This is a genomic window from Janthinobacterium kumbetense (genome assembly GCF_023703445.1).
Lineage (GTDB): Bacteria > Pseudomonadota > Gammaproteobacteria > Burkholderiales > Burkholderiaceae_D > Janthinobacterium > Janthinobacterium kumbetense.
Genome location: NZ_JAMQGR010000030.1, coordinates 1 through 1,600 on the forward strand (window position 1 = coordinate 1; position 1,600 = coordinate 1,600).

Below are 1,600 nucleotides of genomic sequence, written 5' to 3' on the forward strand. Positions count from 1 at the left end.
TTACCTCCACCAACAGCGCAGAAACAGGTAGTAAATAAATCAAAGTCGCCTTGAGCGGCTTTTTTTATTTCCGGAGCATTTTCCGTCAACCTCCCTCAATAGCATATAAGTCACAAGATATTCAAAGTCGCCTCGGGCGGCTTTTTTTGTGCCTATTGGTTGCATGGATATAACTGACAGTGATTTGCGGAGTGGTTACATTTGGCAGGCGGCTTGATTTCATCATGCCCGCGGATAAAAAATGGACCATTACACTGAGGAGACAGGATGCACCGCGTATTTGCCAGTTTTTTTCTTGCTGCCGTTATGCGCGTTCCCGCGCACGCGGAGGCGCCGCCTGCGGCGAAATTCGATCCCGGTGCGCTGAAGTTGCAAAAGGGGCCGTTCAATGACGTGCTGGTGCTCGGTTCGCCCCATTTGGCGCAATTGCCAAAGCCGTTTGATCCGTCTCAATTGAGCTTGCTCAACGAGCGCCTGGCGGGCTGGCGGCCGGATGCGATCGCGATCGAGGCGCTTTCCGGCTTGCAATGCGCTTACCTGCGCGCCTATCCGCAGCGCTATGACGATACAGTGAAAGCGTATTGCTATGACACTTCCGCCGCGCGGGCCGCCACGGGGCTCGATGTGGTGGCGGCCACGGCGCAGGCCGAGCGTTTGCTGGCCGCCTGGCCGGCGGCGCCGTCCGCCGCCCAGCGGCGCACGTTGGCTTCCCTGTTCCTGGCCGGTGGCGAGCGTGCATCGGCGCTGGTGCAATGGCTGCGCCTGCCCGCGGATGGGCGGCGCGCCGGTGACGGCGTGAGCGAGCCCCTGGCCGCGAACCTCAATTCCCTGCTGGGGCAGCGCAACGAGAGTTATCAGATTGCTGCCGTGCTGGCGGCGAAGGGCGGGCACGAGCGGGTGCATGCCATGGATGACCATACGTCCGATATGCCTGTCGACGATGAAAAGGCGTATGGCAAGGCGATTAGGGCGGCCTGGAATAATTCCTCTTCGGCCGAGCGCAAGCGCATTCATGCCGGGTTTGAGGAGCAATGGAATACGCCCGCCGGTGTGCTGGCGATCTACCGCGCCTATAACGGACGCGCAGAGGCGGACCTGGCCTTCCGCGGCGACTTTGGCGCGGCGCTGGAAGAACCGTCGCCGCAGCGTTATGGCCGCAACTACGTGGCCTCCTGGGAGGTGCGCAACTTGCGCATGGCGTCGAATATCCGCGAAATCATGGCGGCGCGCCCGGGCATGCGCGTGCTGGTCATCGTCGGCGCATCCCACAAGGGCTACCTGGAGGCGTATCTGGGCCAGATGCATGACGTGCGCATCGCCAGTACGGGCGATATCTTGCGTTAAGGAATGCTTTTGCCGCGCCAGGTGGTTGGCGCGGTTTTCCCTGCGTGCCTGGCGTGCCACTGCTTTCCATATCTTCCTGCCATCATCCTGTCTCCATAGGGGGCAAAGATACAAATAAGGTGGAAAAAAGAAGGCCGGCAGTTGATTTCGTGAATCGCTTCGTGTTAAACTTCGCGCACGCTTTTTTGAGGGGCTAAGTAAAGCCTTCAACGAAGAGTCCGCTGAGAGTAAAGCCAGCACAGGTCCCCATCGTCTA

At 59.6% G+C, this 1,600-nt stretch carries 1 protein-coding gene; it reads left to right on the plus strand.

The window, feature by feature from the left end:
• Positions 1 to 267: 267 nt before the first annotated feature.
• Complete coding sequence (locus NCG91_RS27790) at positions 268 to 1,344, plus strand: DUF5694 domain-containing protein (protein WP_251352082.1); 1,077 nt, start codon at positions 268 to 270, stop codon at positions 1,342 to 1,344.
• Positions 1,345 to 1,600 lie beyond the last annotated feature (256 nt).

Bases quoted from the DNA above. Each gene is read 5' to 3' on its own strand.
- NCG91_RS27790 (WP_251352082.1), top strand. From the start codon at position 268: ATGCACCGCGTATTTGCCAGTTTTTTTCTTGCTGCCGTTATGCGCGTT.